This window comes from Devosia sp. GW821-FHT12F11 (assembly GCF_058806655.1).
This window is the reverse complement of the sequence record NZ_JBXAPX010000008.1, coordinates 80,276-103,667: the sequence shown is the minus strand read 5'-3', so window position 1 is coordinate 103,667 and position 23,392 is coordinate 80,276. Positions and strand designations below refer to the sequence as shown.

Below are 23,392 nucleotides of genomic sequence, written 5' to 3'. Positions count from 1 at the left end.
TCTGCCACCGCGTCAGAGCTTGCCCAGCAGGCCCGCGGCATAGAGCGACACCTGCCCCAGCGCGGTCTGCCGGTAGACGCCGGAACGCCAGAGGTTCACCAGTCGATCGGGCAGGGGCCCCGAGCGCGCCTGGCGGAACCGATCGAAGATCTCCGCTGCCGCTGGGGTAAGCAGGTCGCCGCAGGCGTCGAGCGCCGCCACGTTGCCGTCATTCCACAGCGTGAAGCGGCCACCGAATGCCGCCTTGATCCGGCTGAACCGGGCCCTCCAACCTTGGTTTGAGCCGACGAGGTTCCTGCCATGCTGCCGGTAGCGCACATGCGGGGTCTCGTCATAGGTGACGTGCCCGCCGGCGCCCGCGACGATCAGGTAGGCGAACCAGTCGTGGCTGATGAAATCCGTCCGCGCAGCCGCCTTGCGCACCAGCTCGTGCGCCGCCCGGTTGAGCACCATGGTGTTGCCGCCACCGATGTTCTGCACCAGCGCATTGGCGAAATCCGGCGGGCGGCGGAACAGCGGCGAACGCGACAGTTCCTCCCCTTCGGCGTCAGTAATGATGGTCCGCGCGCAATAGAGCGCCGGCCGGCAACCATGGGGCTCCAGCGCCGCCACGGCGACCTGGGTCTTTTCCGCCAGCCAGACGTCATCCTGATCGCAGAACGCCACGTAGTCCGCATCGACTTCGGGATTGGTCAGCAGCGATCGGAAGTTGTCAGAAAAACCGCGGCCCGGGCCGGGCAAGCGGATGAAATCGCCCTTGCTCCAGTACACGGCCCACCGCTCCAGCGCGACAGGCGTCCCGTCAGTTGAGCCGTCATCCGACACCCAGACGTCAATCATGGGCCAAGCCTGCTGATCGACCGAGCGCAACTGCTCATCGAGATACCTGGCGCCGTTGTAGGTCGCCATCAGCACTGCCAGCCGCCCCCCAGCCGCTGTCATCGTCCGCGGTCCCCGTTCATCGCACACCAGTTCACAACAAACCGATATGCGCGAAGACCGAAATGTCTGCGCCGCATAACCACATAACCTTCAAAGTCCCCGCCCCAAGGAGCCGGGCATTGTCGACGGTCCACACTGACGACTGCGCCGTGCACCATAGCCAGCGCGACTGAATGATCAAGCGGCTTTGCTTGGAGAGACTTTTCGCGTGCAAGCTCAAAGCTTTGCCGCCGACGCGTTGTCGAATCGGCATTGTCTTGAGCACAGCTCCAAGCTGCGGCGTTGCAGCCAAGAGACTTGCGGAGGCTGACGAGGAGTTGGAAATGCGCACCCCTGCGACGGGATGCACACCCGCCTCCACCCATGCTAATCAGCCTCATCCTTGGAGGAGGAAATCATGCTCAAGGGGCTCGATCCCGTTCTGAATGCCGACGTGCTGCACGCGCTCAAATCCATGGGGCACGGCGACGATCTTGTTATCGCCGATATGAACTTTCCCTCGGACTCGATTGCTCGCCAGACCATCTACGGCAAGCTGCTGAAGCTCGAGAACGTCACCGCCGGCCGCGCCGTTGAGGCGATCCTGTCGCTGCTGCCGCTCGACAGCTTCGTGCCCCATCCGGCGCTGCGCATGGAAATTGTCGGCAAGCCCGACGAGGTGCCGCCGGTGCAGCAGGAGGTGCAGGCGGCGATCGACAAGGCCGAGGGCAAGCCTTCACCGATGGGCTCGATCGAACGCTTCGCCTTCTACGAGGCGGCCAAGCACGCCTATGCGGTGATCCAGACCGGAGAGCGCCGCTTCTACGGCTGTTTCATCCTCAAGAAGGGTGTGCTGCCACCCGAGGCCTGAAGCGCTTTCAGGAAAAAGCCTGTCCCCGCGAAGGCGGGGATTGCAGACTTTTCCGGTTCGAAAGCGTGACCAGAAAAACACCTGGAGCGCCCACCGAGCCAGCAAAGCCGGGAGGCGCCCCAGCCGAAATTGTGCATTCACTGATGAAAGCACACATTGCTTACTAATGAATGCAAGCCCTACTTTGTGCGCTACCAGCGCTCGGCGCCATCGCTAACGTGTTGACTCCTAACATGTCAGCTCCATACCATTCGTCAGCATCCCGCACATAAGGGAGCGCTCCCTGGGGAGGGACGTCGGCAGGGGTTGAGGGACTTGGGTTGCGCCGTGGCGCGGCCCGACCTGCACGTTCAGTTCCGATCGAGCGCCGGCGCGGAGGCGACAACGCCGCTGGAGCGGCTTTGAGGGAGAACAGACGTGAAACTCGAACTCTACAACCGGGTTGCGGCCATGCAGGCGAACCGCCGCAGCTTCATGAAGGGCGCTGCCGCGCTCGCGGCGGGCACTGCGCTCAGCAGCACGTTCGCCGGCCGCGCTCTGGCTCAGGACAGTGTGCGCGCCCAGATCCTGCAGATCCCCGGCGTCGGCAAGGGCTCGCCCACCGATGCCGACTGGCAGAAGGTCGGTGAACTCTGCCTCGCCGCCACCAAGGCCAACGTCGCCGAGGGCGAGTTTGCCGGCGTCGAGCTGACCTTCATGGGGCTCAACAACCAGAACCTGCACAACTTCCTGTTCCGCGGCTTCCTGAAGCCGTGGGAGGCCTATACCGGCGCCAAGATCAACTGGATCGATCTTGCCCAGGCCGACTATAACCCGCGCCTGCAGCAGTCGATCGCCACCGGCACCGTCGATTTCGACATCGTCGAGATGGGCGCGCCGTTCGAGGGCGACACCGCCGGCAAGGGCCTGCTCGACGAGATGCCGGACTGGGTGAAGACCCAGATCGAGGCCGATGATCTGGTGAACTACCTCAAGGCGCCGGTCGGCACCTGGGACGGCAAGACCTACCGCATCAACATCGACGGCGACTGCCACACCTTCGCCTACCGCAAGGACTATTTCGGCGATGGCTCGATCAGCGGCATGGCCGATGTGCCGACGCATTGGGAAGATTTCCCGGCGCTGGCCACGGCTCTCGCCGGCAAGAACGATCCGATCACCGGAACCCCGGCTTACGGCTTCATCGATCCGCTGAAGTACCAGTGGGGTGGCTTCGGCTTCTACTTCCTCGAGGATCGTGCGGCCGCCTACGCCAAGCATCCGGACGATCCGGCCTGGCTGTTCGACCCCGACACCATGAAGCCGCGGGTCAACAACCCGGCCTGGGTGCAGGCCATCCAGGACGTGCTCGACCTGGTGAAGGCCAACGCCTATCCGCCCGATCAGCTCAATGCCGATCCGAACGCCACGGCGTTCTCGCAGTTCCTCGGCGGCACCGGCGCGGCGCTGACCTGGTGGGGCGACGTCGGCTCCAACGCCCGCACCTCCGATACCTCGGTGGTCGGCGATGTGGTCGGCTTCTCGATCAACCCCGGCGCCAAGAAGGTCTACAACTCCAAGACCAGCGCCTGGGAGGAGAAAGAGAACTTCGCTCCCAACATGGCCTATATCGGCTGGGGCGTGTACGTCACGAGCCGCGTCTCCGGCGACGAGAAGAAGCGCAAGGCCGCCTGGTCCGCCGCCGCACATCTGGGCGGCAAGGACATCTCGCTGTGGACTGCGGCCTATCCGTCCGGCTTCCAGCCCTACCGCAACTCGCACTTCCAGTACGATGAGTGGGTGGCTGCCGGCTATGATCGCGCCTTCGTCGAGGATTACCTCGGTTCCAACCTCGACAGCTACAATCACCCGAACGCTGCCATCGAGCCCCGTATCCCCGGCATCTTCCAGTATTACTCGATCGCCGAGGACGAACTGGTGAAGGGCATCAACGGCCAGTACGCCGGCGCCCAGGAAACCGCCGACGCCATCGCCGCTGCCTGGGAGAAGATCACCGACCAGATCGGTCGCGACAACCAGATCAAGCTCTACAAGGCATCGCTCGGCATGTAGTGCCGCGCGCGTCGCGCGATTGACAATCCACGGCTGGTGGCGGACCGTCACCAGCCGATTTAGTTCCGAACGAGAACTGTCCAAGAGGCGTGGATGGCGTTGACTGAATCACCGAGCTACGGCGCCGTCTCGCGTCGCCGCAAGGACGGGGGCAGGGCACTCATCGCCGCTGCCACCGTTCTCTTCCTCGCCGTCGGCCTGCTCCAGGCGCTCAACTCCGCCGGCATATTGCCGCTCGGTCTCAAGGACTGGCGCCCGACGCTCTACGCTTTCCTGCTCTGGTCGGTGGCGCTCGGCGCCGGCATGGTCATGGTGCGGGGCGAGGCAGGACTCAAGGCGCTGTTCATCCTGCCGGCAGCTTTGTTCACCGCGGCTATGGCGATCTTCCCGACCCTGTTCGGCCTGTCCATCGCCTTCACCGACTGGAACCTCGCCTCACTGACCGGCCAGAAGTTCAACGGCTTCGACAACCTGGTGCAGCTGGTCCGCGACCCGTTCTACTGGAACGCCATGCGCAACATGGTGATCTACGTGCTGTTCGTGCTCGTCGAGTATGCCGTCGCCTTCGGCCTCGCCCTGCTGCTCAACGCCGAGATCCGCGCTCGCAAGTTCTGGCGCGTCGTCTTCCTCATTCCGCTGATGCTGTCGCCGGTCGCCGTCAGCTGGATGGTCGGCAAGTCGATGCTCGAATACCGCTTCGGACCCGTGGCCCGCTTCGCTCGCTGGCTGGGCTTCAACAATCCGAGCTTTTTCACCGACCCCTGGATCGCCCGGCTGTGGATCGAGGCGATGGATGCCTGGGTGTCGATCCCGTTCGTGATGATCCTGCTGCTGGCGGGCCTGCAGGCCATGCCCAAGGAGGTGATCGAGGCCGCCAAGGTCGATGGCGCTTCGCCCTGGCAGCGCTTCTGGCAGGTGATCTTCCCGCTGATGCTGCCTGTCTCGATCACCGCGATCGTCCTGCGCATCATCTTCAAGCTCAAGCTCGCCGACATCATCATCACTGTCACCTCGGGCGGTCCCGGCGGCGCCACCGACAGCGTCTCGAGCTTCATCTATCGCGAGTACCGTGACCGCTCGAATGTCGGCTACGGCACCATGCTCGCAATGTTCTATCTCGTGCTGATCGTGATCTTCATCACCTTGCTGCTGAAGTTCCTGCGCAAGCACATGCAGAGGATGACCTGATGGCCGCCGAAGCAACACTCTCCGCCTCGACCGCGGCCGACGCCGGCGCTGGTGCCCGGCGCCTGAAGCATGTCGCCGGCAAGGTCGGCATCTACGCCGCGCTGGTGGCCTGGGCCTTCGTTTCGCTGTTCCCGGTCTACTGGACCATCACCACCTCGATGAAGGTGGCCAAGGACGTGCAGCTCGGCCACCTGATCCCATGGGTGGATTTCCAGCCCAACTGGCTGGGCTGGCGCTCGCTCGGTCTCTCGCCCGATACCATCGGGCAGGTCTCGACCGTCCGTGACGAGTTCCTCGGCCGTTTCCTCAACTCGGTCTACACCGCCTTCGGCGCCTCGTTCCTCGCGGTCTTGATCGGCGCGCTCGCCGCCTACGGCCTCAGCCGCTTCCAGTACAAGTTCCTCTGGATGAAGAACCAGGATCTGAGCTTCTTCTTTCTCAGTCAGCTCATCCTGCCGCCGGTCGTCTTGGCGCTGCCCTTCCTCGTGCTCTATCGCGAGCTGGCGCTGCTCGACAGCATCATCGGCCTCGTCCTGCTCTACACCCTGACCGTGCTGCCGATCGTCATCTGGATCATGAAGGACCAGTTCGACACCATCCCGATCGAGCTCGACGAGGCGGCGCAGGTCGATGGTCTGGGTCCCTGGGGCACCTTCTTCCGCATCATCCTGCCGATGGCGCTCCCCGGCATGGTCGCGGCCTTCATTCTCAGCCTGATCCTCTGCTGGAACGAGTATTTCTTCGCCGCGCTTCTCACCGGCTCCAGCGCGAAAACGCTCCCCGTGATGGTCGCCAGCCAGACCGGTTCGCAGGGCATCAACTGGTGGAGCATGGCCGCCCTCTCCACCGCCGCCATCGCCCCACTGGTCGTCGTCGGCGTGCTGCTCGAACGCTATATCATCCGCGGGCTGACGGCCGGCAGCGTGAAGGGGTAGGCCCGGAAACGCCGGCGCCACACTCGCACCCCTCCCCGTCAAGGGGAGGGTGCTGGCCGGTGGCTGGGGCACCATCCGGCCCAGCATACCGGCCCCACCTCCCCCTTGATGGGGGAGGCAAGCGAAGCTTGAGAGCGAAGCGATCTAGCGAAGCTCGGAGGGGGTGAGCCGAGAGCTCGATGCCGGGCTAAAGCCCCCGCATCAGATCCTTGTTCCGCTCATAGAGCTCCCGGAACACCCGATACCGCCGCTCGTAGAGTTCGCGGAGGTTCTCGTCCGGGGTGATCTCGTGGTCGACCGGGTTCCACGTCCGGATGTCGTCTGGCTGCACATCGCCGATCGCCAGCGCCGCGATGAAGGCATCGCCATACGACGCCCCCACGGTCTTCTGCCGCACGATCTGCGTCCGGCCCGACACGTCCGACGTCGCCTGGGCCCACACCTTGTTCTTGGTGCCGCCGCCAGCTGCGAGGATCGCCTTGGGCGGCTGCCCCACATCGGCATAGGTTTCGAACACATGGTGCGTGCCGAAGGCGATGCCCTCGAACAGCGCCCGGTAGATATCGCCGCGGGTATGCGTCAGGTTCATCCCGAACAGCACGCCCTTGGCCTCGGTGTCGTGGATCGGTGTCCGCTCGCCGGAGAAATAGGGCAGCATCACCAGCCCGTTGGCGCCGGGCGGTGAGCCCTCCGCCTCGAGCGCCAATGCCATCACCGCAGTCGCCGGGTCGAGCTCCCTGGCGAACTGCTCGCGGAACCAGTGGCTGAGCGTCCCCGAGGTCGCGAGCCCCGACATCGCCGCGTGCTTGCCGGGGAAGAACCACGGCGCGTACCAGAGCCGCGCATCCGGCACTCGCACCGGCGTGATCTCGATGATGAAGATGGTCGAGCCATACATCAGCAGCATGTCGCCACTGTCGAGCACGCCGACACTCAGCGCCTCGGCGCCGGCGTCGATCGTGCCTGTCGTCACCGGCGTGCCCACCGCGAGACCTGTCTCAGCAGCTGCTGCCTCCGTCACCGTACCGGCAATGTCGGTGGTCCAGATCGCCTCAGGCAACTTGTCGAGCCCGATGATGTCGTCGGCCAGCTCGTCGGTCCACTCAAGCTTCTCGACGTCGTAGAGCGGCGAGAAGTTGGCCGCCGAGTAGTGGTCGATCACATAGCGGCCGGTGAGCTTGTGGACGATGTAGGTGGTCGAGGTCAGGATTTTGGCGGTCTTGGCATAGAGTTCCGGCCGGTTCCGCTTCAGCCACAGGATCTTTGGCCCGATCGACTGGCTGGTCAGCGCATTGCCGCAACGGCTCAGCAGCACGTCCTCGCCGATCCGCGCCGTCAGCTCCTCGATCTCTTTGGCCGCCCGGGTGTCGACGCCGTAGAGCACACCGTTCATCAGCGGCTCGCCCTCGGCATCCACCGGCAGCATGCACGGGCCGATGGCGCTTGCCGCCACCGCGACGATGTCTGCCGGTGACACGCCGCTATCGGCGATCAGCTTCTGGCTCAGAAAGCAGAAGTCGCCCCACCAGTCTTCGCGCGGCCGGTGCTCGGCCCAGCCGGGCTGCGGCACCAGCATCTTGTGCGGCCGGGCGGCGCTGGCGACGATCCGCCCCTCCGCATCCACCAGCACGCCCTTCGATTCAAACGTCCCGATATCGATGCCGAGATAGTGCCTCATCCGATGTAATCGTCCCGATCGAGGCTGAACTTGCTGTCGATCCGCGGCAGCGCTTCCACCAGCAGCGTCGTCAGCTGCTCGAGGTCGGCCATGTCGCAAACCTCCAGCGACGAATGCGAGTAGCGCATCGGGAAGCCCACATCGATCGAGGCGACGCCCTGGCCGACCAGCTGCACATAGCTGAGATCGGTCAGCGCCCCGATATGGGCGCTCCGCTGCAGCGGCAGCTGTTTCGCCGCGGCGCTGTCCTCGAACAGCTTCACCATCGCCGGATGCGGCAGTGTGCCGTTCAAGGTGCCGCGCCCGTGGAAGGAGTAGAGCGAGATCGCCGGCCCGCCGCCGAGCTTCACGTCACCGCGCGCCGCCATGTCGGGCGTATCGGTAGCGAGGATCAGGTCGAGCTGGATCGCCACGTCGGGCATCAGCACCTGGGCCGCCGTCACGGCCCCACGGAGGTTGAACTCCTCCTGCACCGAGAAGACGAAATGCACCGTCGGCCGTTTCTTGACCTCGACCAGCGCCTTCGCCACCTCGATCATCACCGCGCAGGCGGCGCGATCGTCCACGGCCGTACCGGCTATCCGCCCATTGGCGAGCTCGGTCACCTTCGGCGCGTAAACGATGGGTGTCCCCACATCGATCCCTGCCGCCAGCACCTCGGCCGCCGACTTGAATCCGGCATCGATATAGAGCTCGGGGTAGGGCAGTACTTTGTACTTTTCGTCCTGCGAGGTGGCATGGTGGCTCTTGTGCGCGATCAGCCCGGGCACGTCTGCGCCTTCGCCGATGCAGAAGATCACCTCATGCGCCGGCAGCGCCCGTTCCGGCACGCCGCCCAGCCGCTCGACGCGAACCATGCCGTTCGCCTCGATCTTCCTCACGATCAGGCCGAGCTGGTCCATATGGGCGAACAGCATGACGCTCGGTGCGCCCTTGTCGCCCGGCAGCGTCGCGATCAGGTTGCCCAGCCGGTCGGTGGTCGAGGTGATCCCGAGCCCCGCCATCGCCGCCTTCAGGTATTTTCTGACCCGTCCCTCATAGCCGGAGAGCCCGGGAATGAGCATGAGATCGATCACCCATTGCTTGAGGCTCATCAGTACCCCCGCGCCGCGCGGACCAGCCGCATGAACTCGGCTGCCCGGTCGGCATCCACTGCCTTCCAGGTGTCGCCATCGACCTTCAGCGACGAGCCGACAATGCAGCCATCCGCAACCTTGAGCACGTCCGCCACCGTGGCGTGCTTCACGCCGGTATTGGCCAGCACCGGCGTTGTCGGCAGCGCCTTCTTCACGGCTTCAAGATCGACCATCTTCGCCGCTTCGCCGGTAATGGCGCCGGAGACGAGGATCGCATCGGGGATCGACGAGAACACCGCGCTGCGGGCCCGGTCGCTCAGCGGCCGCTGGTCCAGCGAATAGGCGAACTCAGCCGAAACGTTGTAGAGCAGCGCCAGGTCCTGCCGACCCAGCCGGTCGCGGTAGCGCATCGCCTTTCCGGCATCGGGGGTCCAAGGCCCCATGTCCGAGGCATAGGTGCCGGTGAAGATCTCGCGCACGAAGCGCGCACCCGTTGCCGCTGCCAGCGCAATCGAGCTCTCCGGGTCCCACAGGACGTTGACGCCGAACGGCACGGTGATCTCCGAGCGCAGCCGCCCGATCACGTAGCCCATTGTCGCCGTCGAGGCGGTATCGACGTTGAATTCATACGGCCGGTCATTCTCGTTGCCGAACATCACGGCATCGAACCCGGCGGCCTGCAGCGCCACGAGGTCCTTGCGGGCCCCCTCGACGATGGCCTCCACGCCCCCCTCGTAGTCGTGCAGCGGTGCGCCCGGCAGGGCCCCCAGATGCACCATGGCAATCACCGGCTTCTTGTCGCCGAACACCGTCTTGAATTTGCTTGTCATTGTTTCTTGTAAACCGCTTTACTAGACGCCTATGCGTAGCAGCGGCAACGCCCGGCGTCTATGGCCCGAGGCGGGCCGCCAGCGTGCTCCACACCAATCCTTAACCACGATCGGGTAGGGTATGCGGGAATGAGTGCGAGGTTCCCCAGATGGAACTGCTCTTTCTCCTCCTGCTGATCCCAGTGTTCTGGCTGCTCCTGCTGCCCGGGCGGATCGCCAAGCGCGCCCGAAAATACCGCTTCACCGGCGCCGGCATTCTAGTCGGCGTGCTCGTCGCCGGCTGGATCGGAGTCCAGGCCATGTCGAAGCCGCCGGCCGACACGGTCGACTACGCCGCCGGCGACAGCGACCTGCGCGCCATCCTGCTGCAGCCCGACACCGCCCCACGCTACAGTTTTCGGGAGTAGGACCAAGCGCCTTGGCAAGAGTTACAGGCTATCCGGGCAGAGCTCGAACCTTCAAACCCTCGCTGAACCAGACCAGATCGGCAGCATCACCCGATCGTAACCGCCCCAACCTCTTCGCCCCGATCGCCTGCGCCGGATAGAGCGACGCCATCCTCAGGCACTCGCCCAGCTCCAGCCCGAACTTGAGGTGCATATATCGCACTGCCGCATCAAGCGTCAGGTCAGCCCCCGCCAGCGTTCCGTCGCCGAGCCGCAGTGCACCATCCCGGCGGTAGATCGTTCGTCCGTTGAGTTCGAAGCTCGCCATGTCGGTGCCGGCCTGGGACATCGAATCCGACACGAGGAAGATCCGGCCCGGTCCGGTCTTGGCCCGCAGCGCCAAGCCCAGCGTCGCCGGGTTGACATGAATACCCTCGGCGATCAGCCCAGCCCACACGCTGCCATGGTGCAGCGCCGCGCCGACCACGCCAGGGTCGCGATTGCCGATCTGGCTCATTGCATTGAACAGGTGCGTCGTCATGCTCGCCCCGGCCTGGATCGCCGCCGAGGTCACCTCGAACGAGGCATCCGAATGCCCGATGCTGACGACAATGCCGGCGCGCACCAGCCGGGCAATCTGCTCGGGCGTCACCGTCTCGGCCGCCACCGTAACCAGCAGATAGGGCAGGGTGCCGCGCGCCCGCTCCAGCCGCACCAGGTCCGTCTCATCCATTGGCCGGATCAGCGCCGGGTCATGCGCACCCTTCCGCGCCAGTGATAGATGCGGTCCCTCGAGATGCAGCCCGAGAAAGCCCGGCACTCTCCGCCGCGCTGCCTCGGCTCCGGCGGCCAGCACCGCATCGGTGACCGCCGCCGTGTCGGTGATCAGCGTCGGCAATAGCCCGGTGACGCCGAACGCACGATGGGTAGCGCAAACCATCGCCAGGTCGTCTGCGCTCGTCCCGGGCCCCAGCAGGTGCCCGCCGCCGCCATTCACCTGCAGGTCGATCAGCCCGGGCGCCAGCACCCCACCATCGAGAGTGATCTGCGTGGCGCCAGCTGGAGCGCCGCCGATGGAGTGCACGACGCCATCAGTGACGACAAGCGCGGCATCATCGTGCCACGTCTCGCCATCGAAGATGCGGGCGCCGGTGTAAGCATTGAGTGTCTGGGTCATCCTGGAGAGTGTCCCGGGCGTCAGGGTCAGCTTCCGCCCGGGACGTCCGATCAGCCTTCTTTGGCCATGGACTTCTTGAACTGCGGCAGGTGCTTCTGCTGCGCTTCCAGCATGCGCTCGCGGTACTGGCCGTAGATGATGTCGGTGTCGTGCAGCGTCACGCCCGGGATGGTCGGCGACGCGAATACCGGCAGCTCGATGCCACGATCGGCGAGCTTCTGTGCGCTCTCGGCCAGGAGTTCATGCATCATCATCATGGCAAGCACGGTCGACGAGCCCGCCACCGGACGGGACCAGCCCTTGATGTTGACGATCGCATCCTCCACCGGCGAGCCGGTGTCGATGACGATGTCGGCGGCATGCGGCAGGCGCTTGCCCGACGAGTGCGTCGCGGGCTTCGATGCGTTCGACTGCGCGGTGATGGCGATCACCGTCAGCCCACGCTCCTTGGCGTAAAGCGCCGTATCGATGCCCGAGGCGTTCGACCCGGAATGGCCGAAGATCACGATGGTGTCGCCAGCGTTCAGCGGCTGGTGGTCGAGGAACTTCTCGGCGTACTTCTCGGTGCGCTCGAGCCACAGCAGCTCGCGTACGCCGCCGGCGCCGAGGATGTTGTGCCACATCACACGCGGGTCGGTCAGCGGGTTGAAACCGACATACGAGCCATAGCGCGGATAGGTCTCCTGCACCGGCAGCACCGAGTGACCCGAACCGTAGAGATGCACCAGGCCCTTGTTGGCGAGGGTTTCCGCGACCGCGGACGAGGCCTTGTCGAAGGCGTCGGCATTCGCTGCGGCCGCCGCCTCGGCGATCTTCACGAGCTTGCTGATATATAGAGTGGACATAGATTTGCCTTTCAGAACAAAGCGTTACACGTAGAGAGTGGAGCGGATCTCATAGCGGTCCGCCCGCATGGTGGAGACGGCGTATTCGAACGGCCCTCTCGCGTCGTAGGCGATGCGTTCGACCTCGAAGGCCGGCGTACCTGCCGTGAGCTGGATCAGTTCGGCGTCCGCCGCCGCGACGCTGCCGACGCGGTAGACTTCCTTGGCCTTCACCGGGGTGATGCCGCAGCGCTCCTTCAGCCAGCCATAGAGCGACTGCACGTTCGCTGCGTCCTCCAGCAGCCCGGGTACCCGCGCCTCCGGAAGGTGGCTGGTCTGGATGCCGATCGGCATGCCGTTGCCAAGCCGGAGGCGTTTGAGCTGCACCACGGGATCGCCGATCGCCATCTCCAGCGCGTCGGCCATCTCTTCATCGGCCGGCACGCGATTGGCTTCGATGAGCCGGGTCCCGGCCTGCAGCGACAGCGTCTTCATTTCGTCGGTGAAGCTGGTGAGCCCGCGCACGCCGGCGACGACCGTGGCCGACCGCACGAACGTGCCGCGCCCATGCTCGCGCCGCAGCAACCCGGCTTCCTCGAGGTTGCGCAGGGCATGGCGCAGCGTGATGCGTGAAATCCCCAGCATCTCGCCGAGCCGATCCTCGTTGGGGATCTGCATGCCCGAGCTCCATTCGCCGCGCTCGACCAGCTCGCGCAGCGCCATCTCGGCCTGATGCCACAGCGGCTCCGGTCGCCGCCGATCGGGCTTTATGAGACCGTTTGGTTCATCCATGCCCATTCCTCCAGTTCGGCCCATAGGCGCCGGCGAATGCCGCACCCACCAGTCCCGCCTTCGGCCCGAACTGTCCGGGGCGGATATCGATTGATCTCAGGTGCGGCGGCAATTGCCGGTGCAGCGCCGGCAGCAGCAGTGGCCGCAGCACATCCAGCGACGCCGCAACGCCCCCAGCGAAAATGATGGCCTCGGGCGCGAGCAGCGCAACCGCGCCGGCCAGCGCCGTGCCGAGGGCCTGCATGCCGGGACGCAGTGCATCGATCGCTGCAGCATCGCGCCCGCGCGCCGCCCGCACCAGCGTCGCGCCATCAGGTAATCCGATCGACTGCGCCGCCGCATCGAGCGCCCGGCCCGAGGCCTGCCGCTCCAGCCAGCCGCTCCGGTCCTCGCCCGGATCGTGGAGGTCCGCCGCCGCCCAGCCGAACGAACAGGCCGCGCCGCCATTGCCGGCGACGATCCGTCCGCCCGCCAGCACGGACGAACCGATGCCCGTGCCGATGGCGAGGAGGATCGCGTCTTCCAGGCCTTTGGCCGACCCGGCCGAAACTTCGGCCAGGAGCGCGAACTGTGCGTCGTTGCCGAGCCCCACCGAAACATCAGGCAGCTCTGCCGCGAGGTCCAGCCCGTCGAGATAGCCGAGATTGGGCACCCAGCGGCACACTGTCCCTTGCGCCAGCCCCGGAATGCCGAGGCCCAGCCGCGTCGCCCTGTGCGCGTCCAGCTGTTGCGTCAGCAGCTCCATGAACGCCGCCAGCGTCTGCGGTGCCGCCCATTCGCCCACCACGTGGACGGAAGCCGGATCGCCCGGATCGGCGACGCCGGCGCGGAACCGCGTGCCGCCCAGATCGATGGCGAGGATTGTGCTCATCCCTTCACCCCCGAACTGACGACGGAATCGACGAAGAAGCGCTGCAAGATCACGAACAGCAGCACGGGCGGCAGCACCGCGAGCGTCGCACCGGCCATTACCAGGCCGGTATTCATGGCGCCGCGGTTGTAGCTCAAGAGCCGCGAGAGCGAGATGACGATCGGGTACTGGTCGGCGCTCCCCTGCAGCACCGTCAGCGGCCACAGATAGCTGTTCCAGTGGTAGACGAAGGCGAACAGCACCAGCGCCGCGATGGCCGGCATCACGGCCGGCGCGACGATCTGGAACAGCACCCTGAGCTCCGACGCGCCGTCGACCCGCGCCGCCTCGATCAGTTCATCGGGCACACCCTTGATGAACTGCCGCATCAGGAAAATCCCGAACGCGTTGGCGAGGTTGGGGACGATCACCCCGGCGAGGCTGGCGTTGAGCCCGAGATTGCCGGTGATCCGGTAGAGCGGGATCAGCGTCACGATCGGCGGCAGGAACATCGTCGCGATCAACAGCGCGAACAGCGCCTCCTTGTAGCGGAACTCGTACTTGGCGAAGGCGTATCCGGCCATCAGGCTGGTGACGATGATGGCGACCGTGGTCACCACCGCGATCACCGCCGAGTTGAGGAACGAGCGTCCGAGGCTCACCACCTCGGCCACCTGGGTATAGGCGTCGAGGTTGGGCGCGCCGGGCAGCCATACCGGCGGCACCTGCATGGTCTCCTGCGGCGTCTTGAGGCTGGTGAGGATCATCCAGGCCAGCGGAAACGCGGCGATCACCGCGACCACGATGATCATCAGCACCAGCAGTGCACTGGCCGGTGTCGCCTTGAAGCGTGGGCCCTCGAGCCGGCGGCGGTCTGCAACTGCGGTGTTCATGCGGACTTTGCCTCCCGCGAGCGGGCGAAGGCGAACAGCAGCGCGATCGCCACCACCAGCGACAGCATCAGCGTCACCGCCATGGCCGAGCCGAGCCCGCCCTGCGCGCGTTCGATGCCGACGCGACGGATGTGATAGGTGAGGACGTTGGTGGCATTCACCGGCCCGCCCTGGGTGATCAGCGCCACCGGCTCGAACACCTGCACGGCGTTGATGATGGCGATCACCGACGAGAACAGCAGCGTGTTGCCGAGCAGCGGCAGGGTGATCGAGAAGAAGCGCTGGATCGGGTTGGCGCCGTCGATCTTGGCTGCCTCGTAAAGCGAATCCGGGATCTGCGTCAGCCCAGCCACCGCCAGCACGGTGAAATAGCCCACCTGCTGCCAGACATTGAGGATGACGATCGAGAACAGCGCCGTCTGCGGCGCGCTCAGCCAGGTCTGCGGCGGGATGCCGACCCAGCCGAGAATCTGATTCAACGGCCCTTCGGTCGGCGAGTAAAGTTTTGAGAACACCAGCGCCACTGCGATCATCGGCACCATGTAGGTGGAGAACAGCACGGTGCGGAGAAACACCCCGCCCGGCGCGATCTTCTGGTGCACCAAGAGCCCCAGCATCACCGATAGCGGCAGGATGATCGCCACCGACCCAACCGTGTAGAGCGCGGTATTGACCAGCGCCGCCTTGAAGTCGCGGCCTACCGAGTTGTTGGCGAAGATATCGATGAAGTTCTGCACGCCGACAAAGGTCGCCGTCTCGAACCCGGTCTGCGTCGACCAGTTCTGGAAGCTGAGCCAGATCGTCAGCAGCATCGGAATGATGATGAAAACCGCCAGCAACCCGGTCGCGGGCGCCAGCATGAAGACCGCTGATCGGTGCTGAGTCGAGTGCATGGTAGAAAGTGTCTCTGGTACCGGTGCTCAAAGAGTCCCCCCACCCCCTCCCCCGCAAGGGGGGAGGTGACCTGCGCTCGCGAGCTTTCGTCACGCACCGGCAGGTGTTCTGGCGTCTCCCTCCCCCTTGCGGGGAGGGGACAGGGGCGGGGGTATCTCTGACCTCGGTGTTGGCGAAGGCGGCGTGAGCCGCCTCCATTGGTTCTTACTTCGCGTTACGCTCGAGGATCTCGGTGGCGTCGGCCTGCGCCGTCGCCTGCGCGTCGGCGGCCGAGAGCTGGCCGAACTGGATGGCTTCCAGCGTCTTCTGCAGCGATTCCGAGAATTCCTGCCCGCCAAGCACCACCGGGAAGCCCTTGGCGCTGGCCAGCGTCTCGGTATAGCCCTTGAGGAACGGATCGCTCGACAGCCGGTCGGCGAACGCCGTGCCGTCAGAGGTGCGCGACGGCAGGATGCCCATCGACATCAGGATATCGCCCATGGCCGAGGCGCCGTTCGGACCCGATTCCGGCCCGTTGAGCCAGTTGAGGAAATCCCAGGCCGCGGCCTGTTCCTCGGCCGAAGCCTTGGCATTGACCACGGTCATCCAGGAGTACGAGATCGAGCGCGCCGTATCGCCCGACGGTCCCACCGGGATCGGGGCCGTGGCGATATCGGCGAAGTTGTCGCCCATGCCGGCCTTCAGCGCCGATTCCCACCAGTTCGCCATGATGATCATGCCGGTCTTGCCGGAAACGAAACTGTCGAGGAACGGTCCGGTGGTGTTGGCGTCGGCGGTGGCCATTGCCGGGTCGGAATAGCCCGATTTGATCAGCTTTTCGTAGAGCTCGAAGGTCTGCTTGGCCGCCTCGCTGTCGAGCACCGGCTTGCCATCAACCACCAGGTCGCCGCCGTTCGAAACCAGCAGCGACGAGAACGGGTGCAAGACGCCCGCCGCCCACGAGTTGATCAGCCCAAAGCCCTGCTGGCCCTTGGATTTGTCGGTCAGCTTCTCGGCTGCCGCGAGGAATTCGTCCCAGGTCTTGGGCGCCTCGGCAATGCCGGCTTCCGCGAACAGCTTCTTGTTGTAGTTGAGCGCGTAGACGTCGATCTCGTTCGGGATGCCGTAGAGCACGCCGCCGATCGAAGCCGCGCCGATCACGCCGGCCGGCCAGTTGGCCTTGGTGTCGGCGGCGATCGCCTCCGGCACCGCTGCCACCAGTTGGTCCTTGGCGAGGTCCGGCAGCCAGGCATCATAGATCCCGGCAATGGTCGCCCCGCCGGCGCCGCCGCCCGAAGTGCGGAGCGTCGTCAACAGGTCGCCGAACGGCACGGCGCGGACGGTGATCTTGGTATCGGGGTGGGCCTGGGTGTAGGTCGCGGCGGCCGCCTCCAGCTTGGCCACCGTATCCGGTGCCCAATGGGTGAGGAACGACACATCCGCGGCCTGGACCAGTGCGGTGCTCGAAAGCAGGACCGCGACCGCCCCCGCGGAGCGCGTGAAAGCCTGGAACAGCTGCATGTTTGAATTCTCCCTGTGGCGCCAGTGAGCTCTATGCTCCCCTGACGTCATAGAGTTATGACGTTATAACGACATTGGTCAAGAGGTATGCCTGTGGCTGTGGATGAGTCGGGCCGCGGCGCCGGCACGGCGTCGAGGATCACTGCTCGCAGGCTGGAGTCGGACGAGCCTTGGCGGAGCGCGCTATCAGGGGAGGAGCTGATGTCGAGGGGGGCGGGGTAGGGGGCCGAGGTCCGCCAGCTGCACGCCCTGAGGCGGCCATCCCTGGGCTAGGGGCGACAGGCCGGACAACCCGGCCCATCGCGGGTTCGTCAATCAGTCGGCCAGCAGCGCGTCGATATACGCCTTGACCGCCGGATCGTCGGACTTGGTGATTGCCGCCAGCGCCGCATCCCGGTCGCCGACCGCCTCGTCCAGCGCCGCCTGGGCGTCCGCCAGCGCCTGCCCCTCGGGGCTATCCAGCGCTGCGGCCTGTTCGTCCTCCGTCAGTTCATCGAAGTCCGGATAGGCTTCGTCGAAGTCAGCCTGCGCGTCGGTCACGGCCTGCTGCAACTCGCCCGACTCCACCGCGGCGTCGAGGGCCGCATAGGCGCGAACCTTGCCGACCATCGACTTGTCGCTGGCATGCGCCAGCCCTTGCTCGGAAGCATGCGCCGCGTTGCCGCCGCCAGCCTGGGAGGCGAGGCTGCCATTGCCGTTGCTGTGCTCGCTGCCGGCGTTCTCATGCGCGGATTCCGAGTTGCCGGGGCTTTCGGGGCGGCCGCCGGCGACTGCGCCGCTCAGGTTGGCGGCAACGAGCGGCGACATGGCGATCAGCCCGACCAGGGCGAATTTTGACAGTGATTTCATGAGCGTGGCCTCTGAGATAGGGGGATGCCCGTCCCTGCGGGCGCTTCTCAGATAGCATCGCCGCCCTGATCTCTGGCTGAGCCGCCATGTCAGCACAATTGCAGGAACCGCCTCACGCCGGCGACCCGCGCCACTGCATGCTGAGCGTCCAGAGGTTTGCAGGACTTCTGCAACCCGCGCCGGACGCCTCATGTCCCCAAGGGCGGATCAGGAGCGCACGGCGCCTCCACCAACACCGATATCGGCAACGACGGCCGGCCAAGCGCTGCAAGCTCCACGCCAACGGCAATCGAACATCGGCGGTATCAGAAGGAGGGGGCTGGCTGGGGAACCTGGATTCGAACCAAGATTGACGGAGTCAGAGTCCGCAGTTCTACCATTGAACTATTCCCCAAGCGCTTAGCCTGGATGCCGTCGGCGTGGCCGTCAGCATTTGGTGCGCGCCTTCTAGCGGCAATCGATCGTCTGATCAACACCCCTTTTGCGGCATTCTTCAGCCTTCACGATCTGTCATGCGCCGTTCAAGTTTGCGGCAGATTCAGGGCGTTGCGTTGGCCCTGATCATCCACTACCCTCATCGGCGACACTGAAATATGCCCGTGTCGGGCGCCCACGGCTTCGGCCGGCAGCCGGCGACCGCGCGGGGAAATGGAGCAAGGTTGACCGATCAAGATCGGTCCGCCGCCGCAGCCGGGGCCGAGAGCCTGGAGCGGCACCGTGACGGGCAGGGCCGTACCCCCGCCCAGACCACCGCGAATCCTGGGGGGCAACCCGGATCTGGCGGAGCGGAGCGGCGGACGCACCCCGCAGGGAACCCCTCTTCGCGACGGTCGCGAGGGCCGCTCTATGCGGCGCTCGATCTCGGTACCAACAATTGCCGCCTGCTGATCGCCCGCCCGCACGAGAACAGTTTTCGTGTCCTTGATGGCTTCACCCGCATCGTGCGCCTCGGCGAGGGGCTGTCGACCACTGGAAAACTGTCCGACGCCGCGATGGAGCGGACTATGGAGGCGCTTCGGCTCTGCCGCAACAAGCTGCGCGAGCACGAACCGACCCGCATGCGCCTCATCGCCACCGAGGCTTGCCGCTCCGCCTCCAATGGCGCCGAGTTCATCGCCCGGGTCGAACGCGAACTCGGCCTCGTGCTCGAGATCGTCGACCGGCAGACCGAGGCTTCGCTTGCCGTCACCGGCTGTGCCGACCTGATCGAAGAAGAATCGTCCGGTGCCCTGATGTTCGATATCGGCGGCGGGTCGTCCGAACTCGCATGGCTGGATTTCCGCGGTGGTCGCCCGCGCCGGCAGGGCCGCATGTCGTCGTCGATCCGCTCCTGGCAGTCGTTGCCGGTGGGGGTGGTGTCGATTGCCGAAAAGTTCGGCGGCGTGAACGTCACGCCCGAGACTTTCGAGGACATGGTGGCGTTCGTTGCCGGCCAGCTCCGCCAGTTTCGCGGCCGCGAAAAACTGCGCCAGATGATCGCCGAGCACCCAGTGCACCTGATCGGCACCTCCGGCACCGTCACCACGCTTGCCGGCCTCCATCTCGGCCTCGAACGCTACGAGCGCCAGAAGGTCGATGGCCTGTGGATGACCCGCGCCGATGTCGATGCCACCATGACGGCGCTGCTCGGCATGAGTTTTGACCGCCGCGTTGCCCATCCCTGCATCGGCAAGGATCGCGCCGACCTGGTGCTGCCCGGCTGCGCCATTTTCGAGGCGATCCGTCGCGAATGGCCGACCGAGCGGGTGCGTGTCGCCGATCGCGGCCTGCGCGAGGGCATCCTCATTTCACTGATCGACGCCGACCGAGCCGGTCGCGCCAGCAACCGCAGGAGCCGCTGATGGCGAAGGGAACAGGGCAGGGAGCCGGACGCAAATCGGCGACGGGTCTCAAGGTTCATGTAAAGACCGCCAAGGGCCGGAAGATCGGCTCGACCCTGTGGTTGCAGCGCCAGCTCAACGACCCCTATGTCGCCAAGGCCCGGACCGAGGGGCTGCGCTCGCGTGCCGCCTACAAGATCAAGGAACTCGACGAGCGCTACCACTTGTTCAAGAAGGGCATGCGCGTCGTCGATCTCGGCGCGGCCCCCGGCGGCTGGTCGCTGGTGGCGGCGCCCATCGTCGGTACGACAGCGGATAAGCCGCTGATCGTGGGGATCGATTATCTCGAGATGGATGCGATCGAGGGCGTCATCCTGCTGCAGAAGGATTTCAACGACGAGGACGCCCCCGCGGCGCTGATCGATGCGCTGGGTGGGCACAAGGCCGATATCGTGATGTCGGACATGGCGGCGCCGACCACCGGGCATCGCGCGACCGACCATATCCGGATCATGCAACTGGTCGAACTCGCCGCGGATTTCGCCGTCAAGGTCCTGGCGCCGGGCGGTACCTTTGTCGCCAAGGTGTTCCAGGGCGGCACCGAGCATGAGTTGCTGCACTTGCTGAAGCAGCACTTCACCACCACCATCCACGCCAAACCCAAGGCCAGCCGCGCCGATTCCGCCGAGACGTACCTCCTGGCCCGCGGCTTCAAGGGCAACGCGCCGGACTGAGCGCTTGCAGTAGGGCCTGGTCATGGTGCGCGGTGGTCGAGCGGACCCGTTGCGATCACCCCAGCTACGGTGTCATCCCAGCGAAAGCTGGGACCCATTTATCAGCTTGCGCAGGCTGTGAGTTGGGTCCCTGCTTTCGCTGGGATAACAGCCGGTGGTCGGTCAAGACCGAGCCATAATCACTGGGTCCGTACAGCCCAATAGTGCCCGGATCACTCGGCCGGCGCGCCGCTTTCGGCCTGGTGGCTGTGCATGTTGGCGCTTCTCGGAACCCGCAGGAAGATCAGGGCGGAGATCAGCGTCAGCGTTGCCATCACCCAGAAGGCGATGTGGAAGTCGTTGAGATCAGGGGCCCCGCCATGCAGCAGATGGACGCCCTCGAAGATGCCGCCGCCGATCGCGACGCCGAAGGCGAGGGAGAGCTGCACGCTCACCTGGCTCAGCACATTGGCCTGCCCGGCATCCTTGTCGGCAACGTCGGCGAAGATGAAGGCATTGGTGGTGGTCCAGAACAGCGACTGGAAGAAGCCGGTGATCACCAACAGCGCCAGCATCAGCGGGGTGGGGGTGTCCGGCGTGTACAGCCCCATCGCCAGCACCCCGCCGGCGGTAATCGTGCAGGCGATCACCAGAGCCCTGCGAAAGCCCAGCCGTGCGATGAAGCGCTCGGCCATGAACTTCATGGTGAAGGCGCCGACGGCCGAGGCAAAGGTCACCATGCCGCTCTCGAACGGGTTCAGGCCAAAGGCGAGTTGCAGCATGAGCGGAAACAGGAACGGCATCGCACCGGTGCCCAGCCGGAAGATCGTGCCGCCGATCATCGTCAGCCGGAACAGCGGCTGGCGGAAAATCCTGAGGTCGAGCAGCGGATACTCAGTGCGGCGGAAGTGGAACCAGTAGGCGATCGCCGCCACCACGCCGAGGAACAGCGAGCCATAGCCGAAACTCGCGGGCAGGGCCGGCAGCGTCAGCACCGAGATGCCGAAAACGAGACCGGCGAAACACAACCCGGCAAGCAGGAACCCGGTGAAATCCATCTTCCTGGGTTCGTTCCGGTGCCACTCGGGCAGGTACTTGTTGACCAGAATGATGCCGAGGATGCCGATCGGCACGTTGATCAGGAAGATCCAGTGCCAGCTGGCAAAGGTAGTGATGAAGCCACCGATCGGCGGGCCGACGATGGGGCCGACGAGACCCGGGATCGACAGCCACGCCATGGCGTCGACCAGTTGCTGTCGCGGCGTCACCCGCACCAGCACCAGCCGTGCCACCGGCGTCATCATCGCTCCGCCCATACCCTGCAGGAACCGCGACAGAACGAAGGTGAGCAGCGAGTTCGAGATGGCGCAACACACCGATCCGAGGATGAACACTACGATCGCCCAGGCAAAGACCCGCTTGGCGCCGAACTTGTCGGCCATCCAGCTCGAGATCGGGATGAAGATCGCCAGTGCCACCATGTAGGTGGTGAGCGCCAGCTTCAGCGCGATCGGTTCGGTGCCGATGTCGTGCGCGATGGCCGCCAGCGAAGTCGCGATCACGGTCGAATCCATGTTCTCCATGAACAGCGCTACGGCGAGGATCAGCGGAGTCAGGCGGAGCGCGGACATCGGAGTTTTCGGCCTTGTGGAGCGTTTTCAGGAAAAGTTGCAGACGTTTCCGGTTCGAAAGCGTGACAAATCAAAGACATCAGAGTGTTGCGGGAACGGGCTTGGCGATGGGCTTCACCTTGTGGCCCGAAACGTCGCTGCCTGCATCGGGTGGCAGTCGCATGAACGGGATGGCGCTGCAGATGGCGACCGCCGCAACGACGAACCAGGCAATGTGGAAGTCTGCCAGAACCAGTTCGCCGCCATGCAGGTTTGAAGCGATCTCCAGCGCGCCGCCCGCCACTGCGACGCCGGCTGCAACGCTGAGCTGCTGGCTCACGGCGTTGATCGCCGTCGCCTGGCTGGCATGCGCTTCGTCGACATCGGCGAACACCAGCGCGTTGACGCCGGTGAAGAAGAACGAGCGGGTAAGGCCGCCGAACAGCAGCGCGCCCATCAACAGCCAATGCGGGACGGCAGGGGTAAAGAAGCCGTTGATGGCGAGGAAGGTGCAGCCGAGCAGCGCCGTGACCATCAGCGTGCGCGGGAAGCCGAAGGCGGCGTAGAGCCTTTCGGCGCCGAACTTCGAGAGGATGGCGCCGATCGCTGCGATGAAGGTGGTGAGGCCGGATTCGAACGGCGTCAGCCCGAAGGTCAGCTGCAGCATCAGCGGCATCAGGAACGGGAAAGCGCCGATGCCGATGCGGAACAGCGAGCCGCCGATGATGGCGTTCCGGAACAGCGGCAACCGGAACATCTTCGGATCGAGGATCGGGAACGGCGTGCGTCTGGCGTGCCGCAGGTAGAGCAGTCCGGCGATCACCCCGACCACGATCGAGGCATAGCCGGCGACCGTGGGTATGGCGGGGAGGCTGATCACCGAGAAGCCGAACATGATGCCGGCAAAGGTGATGGCCGACAGGATCAGCCCGGGCACGTCCACCGGCCGCTCGTTCCGGCCATCGGCCGCATGGAGATATTTGGTGACGAGGATCAGCCCGATGATGCCGATCGGCACGTTGATCCAGAAGATCCAGTGCCAGCTGAGATAGGTGGTGAGGAAACCGCCCAGTGGCGGACCGGTGATCGGACCGATCAGCGCCGGGATGGTGAGCCAGGCCATGGCCGACACCAGCTCGGTGCGGGGCGTCGAACGCACCAGCACCAGCCGCGCCACCGGCGTCATCATCGAGCCGCCGATGCCCTGGAGGAACCGCGACAGCACGAAGGTCAGCAGCGAATCCGAGAAGGCGCAGCAGATCGAGCCGGCCATGAACACCACAATGGCCACGCGAAAGATGTTCTTGGCCCCGAACCGGTCGGCCATCCAGCCCGACAGCGGAATGAAGATGGCGAGCGCCACAAAGTAAGCGGTCAGCGCCAGCTTCAGCGAAATCGGTTCCGCCCCGATATCCGCCGCGATCGCCGGCAGCGATGTCGCAATGACGGTCGAGTCCATGTTTTCCATGAACAGCGCGACCGCGAGAACGAGGGGGATGATTCGCACGGAGGGGAGCCTCTATCGAGGCACTG

The 23,392-nt window shown here is 65.3% G+C and carries 21 protein-coding genes and 1 tRNA gene; 7 read left to right on the top strand and 15 right to left on the bottom strand.

Translation table 11 applies throughout. The features are described 5' to 3' along the window. Positions 1 to 12 precede the first annotated feature (12 nt). Positions 13 to 942, bottom strand: coding sequence for a glycosyltransferase family 2 protein (locus AC1ROK_RS21950; protein WP_492850879.1), 930 nt, complete (start codon positions 940 to 942; stop codon positions 13 to 15). Positions 943 to 1,339: 397 nt separating this feature from the next. On the opposite strand from AC1ROK_RS21950, the gene AC1ROK_RS21945 reads away from it, so the two are divergent. The 4 genes from AC1ROK_RS21945 (at position 1,340) to AC1ROK_RS21930 (ending at position 5,967) form a co-directional block, all read left to right on the top strand. Beyond that, entirely contained in the window at positions 1,340 to 1,792 is a 453-nt protein-coding gene (locus AC1ROK_RS21945; protein WP_492850877.1) for an RbsD/FucU family protein, read from the top strand. A gap of 417 nt (positions 1,793 to 2,209) precedes the next feature. After that, the gene (locus AC1ROK_RS21940) at positions 2,210 to 3,844 is read left to right on the top strand and encodes an extracellular solute-binding protein (RefSeq protein ID WP_492850875.1); all 1,635 of its coding nucleotides are present in this window, start codon (positions 2,210 to 2,212) and stop codon (positions 3,842 to 3,844) included. A 93-nt stretch (positions 3,845 to 3,937) separates the two neighbouring features. Further along, on the top strand, positions 3,938 to 5,032 hold the full coding sequence (locus AC1ROK_RS21935; protein WP_492850873.1) for a carbohydrate ABC transporter permease: 1,095 nt from the start codon (positions 3,938 to 3,940) through the stop codon (positions 5,030 to 5,032). Then, entirely contained in the window at positions 5,032 to 5,967 is a 936-nt protein-coding gene (locus AC1ROK_RS21930) for a carbohydrate ABC transporter permease (RefSeq protein ID WP_492850871.1), read from the top strand. The genes AC1ROK_RS21935 and AC1ROK_RS21930 overlap by 1 nt, the downstream gene beginning before the upstream one ends. A gap of 187 nt (positions 5,968 to 6,154) precedes the next feature. Here the strand turns inward: AC1ROK_RS21930 and AC1ROK_RS21925 are convergent, their stop codons facing one another. The 3 genes from AC1ROK_RS21925 to AC1ROK_RS21915 are packed head-to-tail and all read right to left on the bottom strand — an operon-like array spanning position 6,155 to position 9,551. Beyond that, positions 6,155 to 7,645 carry an FGGY-family carbohydrate kinase gene (locus AC1ROK_RS21925; protein ID WP_492850869.1) on the bottom strand — a complete coding sequence of 497 codons (1,491 nt, stop codon included), beginning with the start codon at positions 7,643 to 7,645 and terminating at the stop codon, positions 6,155 to 6,157. Continuing rightward, positions 7,642 to 8,739 carry a M42 family metallopeptidase gene (locus AC1ROK_RS21920; RefSeq protein WP_492850867.1) on the bottom strand — a complete coding sequence of 366 codons (1,098 nt, stop codon included), beginning with the start codon at positions 8,737 to 8,739 and terminating at the stop codon, positions 7,642 to 7,644. Before AC1ROK_RS21920 ends, AC1ROK_RS21925 begins: the two co-directional genes overlap by 4 nt. Further along, positions 8,739 to 9,551, bottom strand: a complete 813-nt coding sequence (locus AC1ROK_RS21915; protein ID WP_492850865.1) for a BtpA/SgcQ family protein — start codon at positions 9,549 to 9,551, stop codon at positions 8,739 to 8,741. Before AC1ROK_RS21915 ends, AC1ROK_RS21920 begins: the two co-directional genes overlap by 1 nt. Positions 9,552 to 9,700: 149 nt before the next feature. On the opposite strand from AC1ROK_RS21915, the gene AC1ROK_RS21910 reads away from it, so the two are divergent. Continuing rightward, positions 9,701 to 9,958 (top strand): hypothetical protein, encoded by a 258-nt coding sequence (locus AC1ROK_RS21910; RefSeq protein WP_492850863.1) that lies wholly within the window; start codon positions 9,701 to 9,703, stop codon positions 9,956 to 9,958. A gap of 28 nt (positions 9,959 to 9,986) precedes the next feature. On the opposite strand, the gene nagA is transcribed toward AC1ROK_RS21910, so the two are convergent. The 9 genes from nagA to AC1ROK_RS21865 all read right to left on the bottom strand — a co-directional run bounded on the left by nagA (position 9,987) and on the right by AC1ROK_RS21865 (position 18,110). Further along, positions 9,987 to 11,114: an N-acetylglucosamine-6-phosphate deacetylase gene (nagA, locus tag AC1ROK_RS21905; protein ID WP_492850861.1), complete on the bottom strand. Its 1,128-nt coding sequence runs from the start codon at positions 11,112 to 11,114 to the stop codon at positions 9,987 to 9,989. Positions 11,115 to 11,164: 50 nt separating this feature from the next. Beyond that, positions 11,165 to 11,959, bottom strand: coding sequence for a sugar isomerase domain-containing protein (locus AC1ROK_RS21900; protein WP_492850859.1), 795 nt, complete (start codon positions 11,957 to 11,959; stop codon positions 11,165 to 11,167). Positions 11,960 to 11,983: 24 nt separating this feature from the next. Further along, positions 11,984 to 12,730, bottom strand: a complete 747-nt coding sequence (locus AC1ROK_RS21895; protein ID WP_492850857.1) for a GntR family transcriptional regulator — start codon at positions 12,728 to 12,730, stop codon at positions 11,984 to 11,986. Beyond that, positions 12,723 to 13,601 carry an ROK family protein gene (locus tag AC1ROK_RS21890; protein ID WP_492850855.1) on the bottom strand — a complete coding sequence of 293 codons (879 nt, stop codon included), beginning with the start codon at positions 13,599 to 13,601 and terminating at the stop codon, positions 12,723 to 12,725. The genes AC1ROK_RS21895 and AC1ROK_RS21890 overlap by 8 nt, the downstream gene beginning before the upstream one ends. Continuing rightward, positions 13,598 to 14,392 carry a carbohydrate ABC transporter permease gene (locus AC1ROK_RS21885; RefSeq protein ID WP_492851317.1) on the bottom strand — a complete coding sequence of 265 codons (795 nt, stop codon included), beginning with the start codon at positions 14,390 to 14,392 and terminating at the stop codon, positions 13,598 to 13,600. Before AC1ROK_RS21885 ends, AC1ROK_RS21890 begins: the two co-directional genes overlap by 4 nt. 77 nt (positions 14,393 to 14,469) lie before the next feature. Next, positions 14,470 to 15,333 (bottom strand): carbohydrate ABC transporter permease, encoded by an 864-nt coding sequence (locus AC1ROK_RS21880; RefSeq protein ID WP_492850853.1) that lies wholly within the window; start codon positions 15,331 to 15,333, stop codon positions 14,470 to 14,472. 238 nt (positions 15,334 to 15,571) lie between these two features. Beyond that, complete coding sequence (locus AC1ROK_RS21875) at positions 15,572 to 16,867, bottom strand: ABC transporter substrate-binding protein (protein WP_492850851.1); 1,296 nt, start codon at positions 16,865 to 16,867, stop codon at positions 15,572 to 15,574. Between the two features lie 315 nt (positions 16,868 to 17,182). Next, the gene (locus AC1ROK_RS21870) at positions 17,183 to 17,716 is read right to left on the bottom strand and encodes a hypothetical protein (RefSeq protein ID WP_492850849.1); all 534 of its coding nucleotides are present in this window, start codon (positions 17,714 to 17,716) and stop codon (positions 17,183 to 17,185) included. A gap of 320 nt (positions 17,717 to 18,036) precedes the next feature. Beyond that, positions 18,037 to 18,110, bottom strand: a tRNA-Gln gene (locus AC1ROK_RS21865). Between the two features lie 265 nt (positions 18,111 to 18,375). Between AC1ROK_RS21865 and AC1ROK_RS21860 the strand changes: the two genes are divergently transcribed. Beyond that, positions 18,376 to 19,557 (top strand): Ppx/GppA phosphatase family protein, encoded by a 1,182-nt coding sequence (locus tag AC1ROK_RS21860; protein ID WP_492850847.1) that lies wholly within the window; start codon positions 18,376 to 18,378, stop codon positions 19,555 to 19,557. Then, positions 19,557 to 20,270 (top strand): RlmE family RNA methyltransferase, encoded by a 714-nt coding sequence (locus tag AC1ROK_RS21855; protein WP_492850845.1) that lies wholly within the window; start codon positions 19,557 to 19,559, stop codon positions 20,268 to 20,270. Before AC1ROK_RS21860 ends, AC1ROK_RS21855 begins: the two co-directional genes overlap by 1 nt. A gap of 212 nt (positions 20,271 to 20,482) precedes the next feature. Here the strand turns inward: AC1ROK_RS21855 and AC1ROK_RS21850 are convergent, their stop codons facing one another. Continuing rightward, positions 20,483 to 21,880 (bottom strand): MFS transporter, encoded by a 1,398-nt coding sequence (locus AC1ROK_RS21850; protein WP_492850843.1) that lies wholly within the window; start codon positions 21,878 to 21,880, stop codon positions 20,483 to 20,485. A 79-nt stretch (positions 21,881 to 21,959) separates the two neighbouring features. Beyond that, positions 21,960 to 23,366, bottom strand: coding sequence for an MFS transporter (locus AC1ROK_RS21845; protein WP_492850841.1), 1,407 nt, complete (start codon positions 23,364 to 23,366; stop codon positions 21,960 to 21,962). Between the last annotated feature and the right edge of the window lie 26 nt (positions 23,367 to 23,392).

Bases quoted from the DNA above. Each gene is read 5' to 3' on its own strand.
- AC1ROK_RS21890 (WP_492850855.1), bottom strand. From the start codon at position 13,601: ATGAGCACAATCCTCGCCATCGATCTGGGCGGCACGCGGTTCCGCGCC.
- AC1ROK_RS21855 (WP_492850845.1), top strand. From the start codon at position 19,557: ATGGCGAAGGGAACAGGGCAGGGAGCCGGACGCAAATCGGCGACGGGT.
- AC1ROK_RS21850 (WP_492850843.1), bottom strand. From the start codon at position 21,880: ATGTCCGCGCTCCGCCTGACTCCGCTGATCCTCGCCGTAGCGCTGTTC.
- AC1ROK_RS21910 (WP_492850863.1), top strand. From the start codon at position 9,701: ATGGAACTGCTCTTTCTCCTCCTGCTGATCCCAGTGTTCTGGCTGCTC.
- AC1ROK_RS21925 (WP_492850869.1), bottom strand. From the start codon at position 7,645: ATGAGGCACTATCTCGGCATCGATATCGGGACGTTTGAATCGAAGGGC.
- AC1ROK_RS21930 (WP_492850871.1), top strand. From the start codon at position 5,032: ATGGCCGCCGAAGCAACACTCTCCGCCTCGACCGCGGCCGACGCCGGC.
- AC1ROK_RS21880 (WP_492850853.1), bottom strand. From the start codon at position 15,333: ATGCTGGCGCCCGCGACCGGGTTGCTGGCGGTTTTCATCATCATTCCG.
- AC1ROK_RS21875 (WP_492850851.1), bottom strand. From the start codon at position 16,867: ATGCAGCTGTTCCAGGCTTTCACGCGCTCCGCGGGGGCGGTCGCGGTC.
- AC1ROK_RS21935 (WP_492850873.1), top strand. From the start codon at position 3,938: ATGGCGTTGACTGAATCACCGAGCTACGGCGCCGTCTCGCGTCGCCGC.
- AC1ROK_RS21895 (WP_492850857.1), bottom strand. From the start codon at position 12,730: ATGGATGAACCAAACGGTCTCATAAAGCCCGATCGGCGGCGACCGGAG.
- AC1ROK_RS21870 (WP_492850849.1), bottom strand. From the start codon at position 17,716: ATGAAATCACTGTCAAAATTCGCCCTGGTCGGGCTGATCGCCATGTCG.
- AC1ROK_RS21920 (WP_492850867.1), bottom strand. From the start codon at position 8,739: ATGAGCCTCAAGCAATGGGTGATCGATCTCATGCTCATTCCCGGGCTC.
- AC1ROK_RS21900 (WP_492850859.1), bottom strand. From the start codon at position 11,959: ATGTCCACTCTATATATCAGCAAGCTCGTGAAGATCGCCGAGGCGGCG.
- AC1ROK_RS21885 (WP_492851317.1), bottom strand. From the start codon at position 14,392: ATGATCATCGTGGTCGCGGTGATCGCCGCGTTTCCGCTGGCCTGGATG.
- AC1ROK_RS21945 (WP_492850877.1), top strand. From the start codon at position 1,340: ATGCTCAAGGGGCTCGATCCCGTTCTGAATGCCGACGTGCTGCACGCG.
- AC1ROK_RS21915 (WP_492850865.1), bottom strand. From the start codon at position 9,551: ATGACAAGCAAATTCAAGACGGTGTTCGGCGACAAGAAGCCGGTGATT.
- nagA (WP_492850861.1), bottom strand. From the start codon at position 11,114: ATGACCCAGACACTCAATGCTTACACCGGCGCCCGCATCTTCGATGGC.
- AC1ROK_RS21950 (WP_492850879.1), bottom strand. From the start codon at position 942: ATGACAGCGGCTGGGGGGCGGCTGGCAGTGCTGATGGCGACCTACAAC.